At 72.3% G+C, this 517-nt stretch carries 1 protein-coding gene; it reads right to left on the reverse strand.

All coding sequences use genetic code 11. The features are described from left to right. Positions 1-517, reverse strand: a 517-nt coding sequence (locus CCN44_RS30130; protein WP_158103169.1) for an AarF/UbiB family protein, incomplete at both ends; no start/stop codon positions are given.

A 517-nucleotide genomic window follows, 5' to 3' on the forward strand; every position in this document is an offset into this window, starting at 1 on the left:
GGGGTCGGCGATGCGGGCGGCCTGGCTGCGCATCCAGGAGCGGGTGAAGGTGAACGTCTCCACCCGGGCCGGCTCGATGATCGGCAGCAGGTAGTCCAGGACGGCGTCCGGGTCCAGGTCGATGGTCTCCTTGACGAATCCCTCCGCGCAGAGCAGCTCGTAGACCGTCTCGGCCTCGCCGTCGAGGGTCATCCGCAGGGAGACGCCGATCGGGGCCGGCAGGCCGCCGGGGAGCCGGTCGACGGTGCCGAAGTCCAGGACTCCGAGGCGCCAGTCGTCCTCACCGGCCGGACCGCCGGGCAGCAGACGGAAGTTGCCGGGGTGCGGGTCGGCGTGCAGCAGGCCGGTGCGGGCCGGGCCCGAGAAGAGGAAGCGGGCCAGGAGCTGGCCGGCTCGGTCGCGCTGTTCCTGGGTGCCGTCCGCGATGATCTCGGACAGCGGGATGCCGTCGATCCACTCGGTCACCAGGACCTGCTCGCACTGGTGCACCACCGCCGGGACGACCACGTCGGGGTCG

It is taken from the genome of Streptomyces tricolor (assembly GCF_002155905.1).
Classification (GTDB): Bacteria; Actinomycetota; Actinomycetes; order Streptomycetales; family Streptomycetaceae; genus Streptomyces; species Streptomyces tricolor.